This window comes from Shimwellia pseudoproteus, from assembly GCF_016415625.1.
Taxonomy (GTDB): domain Bacteria; phylum Pseudomonadota; class Gammaproteobacteria; order Enterobacterales; family Enterobacteriaceae; genus Shimwellia; species Shimwellia pseudoproteus.
Genome location: NZ_WBXP01000085.1, coordinates 1 through 7,093, shown reverse-complemented (window position 1 = coordinate 7,093; position 7,093 = coordinate 1). Strand labels below are relative to the sequence as shown.

Sequence of the window (7,093 nt, the reverse complement as noted above, 5' to 3'; positions counted from 1 at the left end):
CGTGAGCTCTATCCATTGATTTTATCGGATTTAGCCTATGCTAATCGCACGTTCTTGACATAGGAGCGTCAATGCGGTGGCCGAATCGTTCTTCAGTTCGCTGAAAAAAGAACGCATCAGAAAACGTATCTACAAAACCCGGGATCTGGCCCGGGCGGATATCTTCGATTACATTGAAGTGTTCTACAACCGGGCCCGGCGCCACAGTCATCTCGGTGGCGTCAGTCCGGAGGCCTTTGAACAGGCCTCGTCGTGAGGACAGGATTTGTCTGCAGGCGTGGGGTCAGTCCACTTCATCACCGGGAGTACGGGCTGACGGAGCAACAACACCTGCGTTTTGTCTTCATCCCCAGAGTGCGTAACGGGAAGCAAAAGCCCTACTACTCTTTGAGTAGTATCGGCGCAAGATGGGACGCAGTGGTAAAACGCGCTGGCATTCGGCGCCGTAATCCGTACCATACGCGGCATACTTTTGCCTGTTGGTTACTTACCGCTGGCGCGAACCCGTCTTTTATTGCCAATCAGATGGGGCATGAGAATGCGCAAATGGTGTATGAAATTTACGCGACATGGATTGTTGATATGAATGACTCTCAGGTAGAGATGCTGAACACAAAGTTAGCCCTGTAAACAACACATTGCCCCCTATATGCCCCCGACGAGAAATGAGAAGTTTATAAATGCAAGATAATCAAGACATTACCAAGAAAGAACAATACAACCTGAACAAACTTCAGAAGCGCCTGCGCCGTAACGTGGGCGAAGCAATTGCCGATTTTAATATGATCGAAGACGGTGACCGCATCATGGTGTGCCTGTCCGGCGGTAAAGACAGCTACACCATGCTGGAAATTCTGCGCAACCTGCAGCAGAGCGCGCCGATCTCTTTCAGCCTGGTGGCGGTAAACCTCGATCAGAAACAGCCAGGCTTCCCGGAGCATATCCTGCCCGAGTACCTGAAAAGTATCGGTGTTGAGTACCAGATAGTCGAAGAGAACACCTACGGCATCGTGAAAGAGAAGATCCCCGAAGGTAAGACGACCTGCTCCCTGTGCTCACGGCTGCGCCGCGGTATTCTGTACCGTACCGCGACCGAACTGGGCGCCACTAAAATTGCCCTCGGCCATCACCGGGACGATATCCTGCAGACCATGTTTTTGAACATGTTCTATGGCGGGAAAATGAAAGGTATGCCGCCGAAGCTGATGAGTGACGACGGCAAGCACATTGTTATTCGCCCGCTGGCGTACTGCCGCGAAAAAGATATTCAGCGCTTCTCCGATGCGCGCAACTTCCCAATTATCCCGTGTAACCTGTGCGGCTCACAGCCTAACCTGCAACGCCAGGTTATCGCAGAAATGCTGCGCGACTGGGATAAACGCTACCCGGGCCGGATCGAAACCATGTTCAGTGCCATGCAAAATGTGGTGCCGTCTCATATGTGCGATACCGCCCTGTTCGATTTTGCCGGGATCAAACACGGCAGTGACGTGGTTGATGGCGGCGATATTGCGTTTGATCGCCAGGATATCCCGCTGTCTCCGGCGGGCTGGCAGCCTGATGATGAAGACGCCCCGCAAACCGAAATGCGTCTTGATGTGGTCGAAGTGAAATAAGCCGTGGAATAAAACGGGATTTATCCGGCCGGTAAGCGCCATCGCTTTACTGGCCGGATGAGATTGACTGCGTTATTTCAGCAGACGAACTTTACAGCTTTTGCCTTTGATCTTGCCGCCCTGTAACTGCTTCCACGCCTGCTTCGCAACCGCCTGGCGCACCGCCACATAGACGTGGGCCGGATGAACATTGATCTTACCAATATCTTCCCCCGCCAGGCCGATATCCCCGGTTAACGCCCCCAGCACATCACCGGCGCGCATTTTGGCTTTCTTACCGCCATCAATGCACAGCGTCGCCATTTCCGCTTTCAGGGCAACGACAGGCTGGGTCACCGGCTGATGCCAGTCGAGGGATAAATGCAGCATCTCGGCCAGAATAGCGGCCCGCTGGGCCTCTTCCGGGGCGCAGAAGCTGACCGCAAGCCCGCTGTTACCGGCCCGGGCGGTACGGCCAATCCGGTGGACATGCACTTCAGGGTCCCAGGCCAGCTCATAGTTGACCACCATTTCGAGAGATTTAATGTCCAGTCCCCGGGCGGCGACATCAGTCGCTACCAGCACCCGGGCGCTGCCATTGGCAAAACGCACCAGGGTCTGGTCACGATCGCGCTGCTCCATATCCCCGTGTAGCGCCAGCGCTTCCTGGCCGGCCTCATTCAGGGCATCACAGACCTCCTGGCAGTCTTTACGGGTATTACAGAACACCACACAGGAAGCGGGACGATGCTGGCTGAGCAAGCTCTGTAACAGGGCAATTTTGCCGCGGCGGGAGACTTCATAGAACAGCTGTTCGATGGCCGGTAAGGCATCCACCGTGTCGATTTCGATGGTTTGTGGATAGCGCTGCACCCGGGCGCTGATGGCGGCAATGGCTTCCGGCCAGGTCGCCGAAAATAACAGCGTCTGACGGCGCGCCGGGGCATGAGCAATCACCTGATCAATTGCGTCGCTAAAGCCCATATCCAGCATCCGGTCGGCTTCATCCATCACCAGGGTATGCAGCGCATCCAGATTCACGGTACCTTTTTGCAGGTGATCCAGTAAGCGCCCCGGGGTGGCCACAATAATATGCGGCGCATGCTGTAATGAGTCGCGCTGGGCGCCAAACGGCTGGCCACCGCACAGGGTAAGAATTTTAATGTTCGCCAGGAAACGCGCCAGGCGGCGTAATTCGCCGGCCACCTGATCCGCCAGTTCCCGGGTTGGGCAAAGCACCAGCGCCTGGGTGGTAAACTGGCCCACTTCGATTTTCGGCAATAGCCCTACCCCAAATGCGGCGGTTTTCCCGCTGCCGGTTTTCGCCTGTACCCGCACATCGTTACCGGCGAGGATCACCGGTAACGCAGCGGCCTGCACCGGGGTCATCGCCTGGTATCCCAGGGCGTCAAGATTTTCCAGCAGCCCGGCGGGCAACATATTCAGGGTAGTAAACGCAGTCACAGTTATTTCTCACAGACACATCAGATTAGCGGGGGGCGTATCCTCTCAGATCTGCTGCCATAACGCGACAATTTAATCGGTTCTTCCTCTGGCAACGGGTCCGGCAGAGGATGCGGACGCGGTGGCGGACGGGGAGACGGATCCGGTACAGGGTCTGGCCCAACGGGGATGGTGGAAGGCACGGCGGCCCGGGTAAATAATAACAAATTGATCATCGGCGCTCTCCACAGTCAGTGTCGCTTTTTTAAGCATAGCTGCTGTGCCGGGTCGGGCAATGGGCGCGCGGGTTCAGAAACAGTTACCCATAAAATGGGCAAACTCCCGGGCTTTGGCGCTGGCCATCCGGCCACCGGGGAATACCGCCCACAGATCGACCTCCGGCAGCTGCCACGCCTCCAGTACCCGGACAATCCGCCCGTCGGCCAGCGCCTGCGTGAACATCCAGTTAGAGGCAATCGTCAGCCCCATTCCGGCCAGTACCGCGGCCCGGGTGCCCTCGGCGGCGCTGAAGTGCAACCGGCTATCGATGGCAACGCTTACCTCACTGCCCGCCTGGGTAAATGTCCACTGTCGGGTCTGATGGTTGACCACCAGGGTCTGGTGCTGGCTAAGCTCCGCCGGATGGCGGGGATGGCCATGGCGGGCAAGATACGCCGGGCTGGCGAATACGCAGCGTTGAGTGGTCGCCAGTTTGCGGGCCACCGCGCCAGAATCCTGAAGCGCCCCCAGCCGCAGGCAAATATCAATCCCCTCGGCCACCGGATCAATCGTGCGATCATCCAGTACGATATCAATATTCAGCTGCGGATTTTGCGCCATAAACGGTGCCAGTTGTGGAATCACATGCAGCCGGGCAAAGGTGGGCGCCGCCGCGACACGTAACACGCCAGACAACCCGCTCCCGGCCTCCCGGGCGGCCATTTGCGCCTCTTCGGCCTGCTGTAACGTTGTGCGCACCCGGTCATAAAACCGTAACCCGGCTTCCGTGGCTGATAACCCGTGGGTGGTGCGCAGCAACAGGCGTACACCAAGGTGTGCTTCCATCTGGGCAATGGTTTTCGATACAGTAGGCTGGTCGGTGTTCAGGATCCGCCCCGCCGCAGAAAAGGACCCGGCGTCCACCTCCTGAACATACATCTGCATTGCCTGAAAAAGATCCACCCTATTCCTCCCGGGAATAACCATTATGTTGTTTCGCCGTCTGCCATTGCGGGCGGACATTAACAGATACTTTGCATCCGCTTCAACGCATCACACTGAACATGTCACAAAGTGTTTACTGCGCTGTTGGCATTACGCTACCGGTAGCCCCAGGGTGCTACCGCAGGCTATGTTTCATTTTTTACACGGAATGGGTTATGCAGAATAAACGAACTTTCCTGATCACCGGCGCCAGCAAAGGTATTGGTCTGGCACTGGCCACCCGCCTGGCCCACCAGGGGCATCATGTGATTGGTATGGCGCGCACCGCACCCGCGCAGGGGTTTGCGGGGGATTTTATTGCGCTTGACCTTAGCGACAGTGATGCCCTAAAGGCCACACTGAGTGATATCAGCCGCCGGTTTACTGTTGACGGGGTGGTCAACAATGTCGGCCTGGCCCTGCCGCAGTGGCTGCCGGAGGTTACCCTCGATGCACTGGATGAGGTACTGCGGGTTAACCTTCATCCGGCGCTGCTGACCACCCAGGCCGCCCTGCCCGGTATGCAGGCCCGCGGCTGGGGGCGGGTTGTCAATATTGCCAGTCTGACCGTGCTGGGTGTACCGCAGCGTACGGCTTATGCGGCGGCCAAAGCGGCACTGGTCAGTTTTACCCGCACCTGGGCACTGGAGCTGGCCACTACCGGCATCACCGTCAATGCGGTGGCGCCAGGGCCGACCGAAACGGAACTCTTTCGGGCCGGTAACCCGCCGGGCAGCGAGAGTGAACAGCGCTATCTGAGCAGTATTCCTATGAAACGGTTCGGCCAGCCGGATGAGATAGCCGCGGTTATCCAGTTTTTACTGTCGGAGGATGCCAGATACGTTACCGGCCAGACATGGTATGTCGATGGCGGCGCCTCCATTGGTGCGTCATCGCTGTAAGCGCGCCGGCTGGCCGCAACGGAGAAAACGGGGCGAAAAACAGATAAAAAAAAGCCGGCTATAAAAAGCCGGCGTCGTACGAATCAATTGTGCTATGCAGTAATTCAAAAAAGGAAGTAAGACAATATAGAGCGCAACGTCCATCGCTTGACGTTGCATTCACCTGCAAGAGAGATATTGCGCCAGTCCGGTGTTTTTTTTATTGATGTCGCTCAATTTTGTTTAGATTTACCAGGCTTATCAGACAAAAAATGTGATTCCTTACAACCATTTACTCTTATGTAACCACCAGGTAACGCCGCCAATCAGCACAACTAACATAATGCAAAACAGGCTGAACCCCATCGGCCAGCTGCCGCCCGGTATTCCCCCCAGGTTGACCCCAAACAGACCAGTCAGAAAGGTACTGGGTAAAAAGACCATTGCCATCAGTGACATGGTATAGCTGCGCCGGGTCAGAGATTCCTGCATCACCTGGGAGATTTCGTCCGTCATCACCGCGGTTCTGGCGATGCAGCCGTCAATTTCATCCAGCCCACGGCCAAGACGATCGGCAATGTCCTGCATCCGCCGCCGCTGGTCATCATCCATCCAGGATAAACGCTCACTGGCCAGCCGGGCATAGACATCCCGCTGGGGGGCCATATAGCGGCGCATCACAATCAATTGTTTGCGGGTCAGGGCCAGAAATCCCCGGGGCGGGATTTGTTGATCCAGCAGGTTATCTTCCAGGTCGATAATGCGGTCATGCAAATCTTCAATAAATTCATTGGAGTGATCGGTCATCGCATCGCAAACATCAACCAGCCAGGCGCCGCAATTTAGCGGTCCGGTCCCCTCATTGAGATCGTTAACCACATCATCCAGTGCCAGTACGCGCCGCTGGCGGGTAGAGATTATCATCCGCTCATCCATGTACACCCGCATCGCCACCATCTGGTCCGGACGTTCGTCGGTACTGCCGTTGATGCAACGCAGCGTCAGTAATGTCCCCTCACCCAGCCGGGACACCCGGGGGCGGGTGCTCTCCCCGGCCAGGGCATCCCGGGCGGAGTTCGGCAACAGGGGGGTGGTTTCCAGCCATTTTGCGCTATCGGGGTTGGAATAATTCAGGTGCAGCCAGCAGGGGTTATCTTTATCTACCTGCGCGCTGTCCTCCAGCGGGCGCACGCCCCCCTTGCCATCCAGTTGTAACGCGAATACCGCATCCTGTACATTCAGTTGCGAACCTTGAAGTGACTCCACAGTTAACTCCATCATTTCTGACGTAATATCTACAGTCAGTCTAGCCATCAGGAATAGTTAAGCAACGTTATCAGTGCTGCTAAGACGCGGCGGCGTTTTTACGGGGACAGGTTTTATTTGTGACGCAGCGCACTATTTAATGGCAGTAGCCTAGCATTAACCCCCGGGATGCTCAGCCAAATTACGACGCAATATCGCGGGAACCCGCCTGAGTGCGTTTTTTTTATCCAGTCAGGATGCATTGCCAGCAATGTGGCACGTGGCGGGAGGCGTTATTCGGTATCGGTATCAACCAGCAATAAGATACCGCCACTCCCGGGGCTGATCCGGTGCGTTGCCCCTGCCGGAATGGTGATGTATTCACCGCGATGCAATGTGGTGGGTATTTCATCAATAATCAGTTCCAGCTGCCCGTCAACGACCAGCAAAAACTCGTCATAATCGGGATGGACTTCATCGGGGATCCCCTGCCCGCCCATTCTGATCAGTTTGATTCTGGGCTACCTCGCCAATCATCTGCGAGCGCCAGGTGTCCGGCAGTGTTGCCGCTAGTTGATATAAAGAACGGTGGTTCAAAATGCCCCCGGCAGTGGGTTGTTAATTGCCGCCGGCTTTGTTGAATAAATCAGATTTCGGGTAAGTCTCCCCCGTAGCGGGTTGTGTTTTCAGGCAATACGCACACTTTCAGGCATACCTGCTTTCGTC

At 56.2% G+C, this 7,093-nt stretch carries 7 protein-coding genes and 2 pseudogenes; 4 read left to right on the top strand and 5 right to left on the bottom strand.

All coding sequences use genetic code 11. The features are described 5' to 3' along the window. Nucleotides 1-70 precede the first annotated feature (70 nt). From F9C28_RS19415 to ttcA, 3 genes and pseudogenes are all read left to right on the top strand, one after another. Nucleotides 71-256: pseudogene (locus F9C28_RS19415) on the top strand (IS3 family transposase); the annotation flags it as partial. Between the two features lie 38 nt (nt 257-294). Continuing rightward, a pseudogene (locus F9C28_RS19410) lies at nt 295-630 on the top strand (tyrosine-type recombinase/integrase); the annotation flags it as partial. Nucleotides 631-680: 50 nt separating this feature from the next. After that, the gene (gene ttcA / locus F9C28_RS19405; RefSeq protein WP_199016903.1) at nt 681-1,616 is read left to right on the top strand and encodes a tRNA 2-thiocytidine(32) synthetase TtcA; all 936 of its coding nucleotides are present in this window, start codon (nt 681-683) and stop codon (nt 1,614-1,616) included. 72 nt (nt 1,617-1,688) lie between these two features. Here ttcA and dbpA read toward each other — a convergent pair whose 3' ends face one another. From dbpA to F9C28_RS19395, 3 genes are all read right to left on the bottom strand, one after another. Further along, nucleotides 1,689-3,059, bottom strand: a complete 1,371-nt coding sequence (dbpA, locus tag F9C28_RS19400; protein ID WP_199016902.1) for an ATP-dependent RNA helicase DbpA — start codon at nt 3,057-3,059, stop codon at nt 1,689-1,691. Between the two features lie 20 nt (nt 3,060-3,079). Beyond that, nucleotides 3,080-3,274, bottom strand: a complete 195-nt coding sequence (ynaL, locus tag F9C28_RS20575; protein WP_456299974.1) for a proline-rich small protein YnaL — start codon at nt 3,272-3,274, stop codon at nt 3,080-3,082. 73 nt (nt 3,275-3,347) lie between these two features. Continuing rightward, entirely contained in the window at nt 3,348-4,220 is an 873-nt protein-coding gene (locus F9C28_RS19395; RefSeq protein WP_199016901.1) for a LysR family transcriptional regulator, read from the bottom strand. Nucleotides 4,221-4,417: 197 nt separating this feature from the next. Here F9C28_RS19395 and F9C28_RS19390 point away from each other — a divergent pair, with 197 nt between their 5' ends. After that, entirely contained in the window at nt 4,418-5,143 is a 726-nt protein-coding gene (locus F9C28_RS19390) for an SDR family oxidoreductase (RefSeq protein WP_199016900.1), read from the top strand. 261 nt (nt 5,144-5,404) lie between these two features. On the opposite strand, the gene zntB is transcribed toward F9C28_RS19390, so the two are convergent. Beyond that, nucleotides 5,405-6,400 (bottom strand): zinc transporter ZntB, encoded by a 996-nt coding sequence (gene zntB / locus F9C28_RS19385; protein ID WP_233149189.1) that lies wholly within the window; start codon nt 6,398-6,400, stop codon nt 5,405-5,407. Between the two features lie 260 nt (nt 6,401-6,660). Then, nucleotides 6,661-6,867: a cupin domain-containing protein gene (locus F9C28_RS19380; RefSeq protein WP_233149188.1), complete on the bottom strand. Its 207-nt coding sequence runs from the start codon at nt 6,865-6,867 to the stop codon at nt 6,661-6,663. Nucleotides 6,868-7,093: the final 226 nt, after the last annotated feature.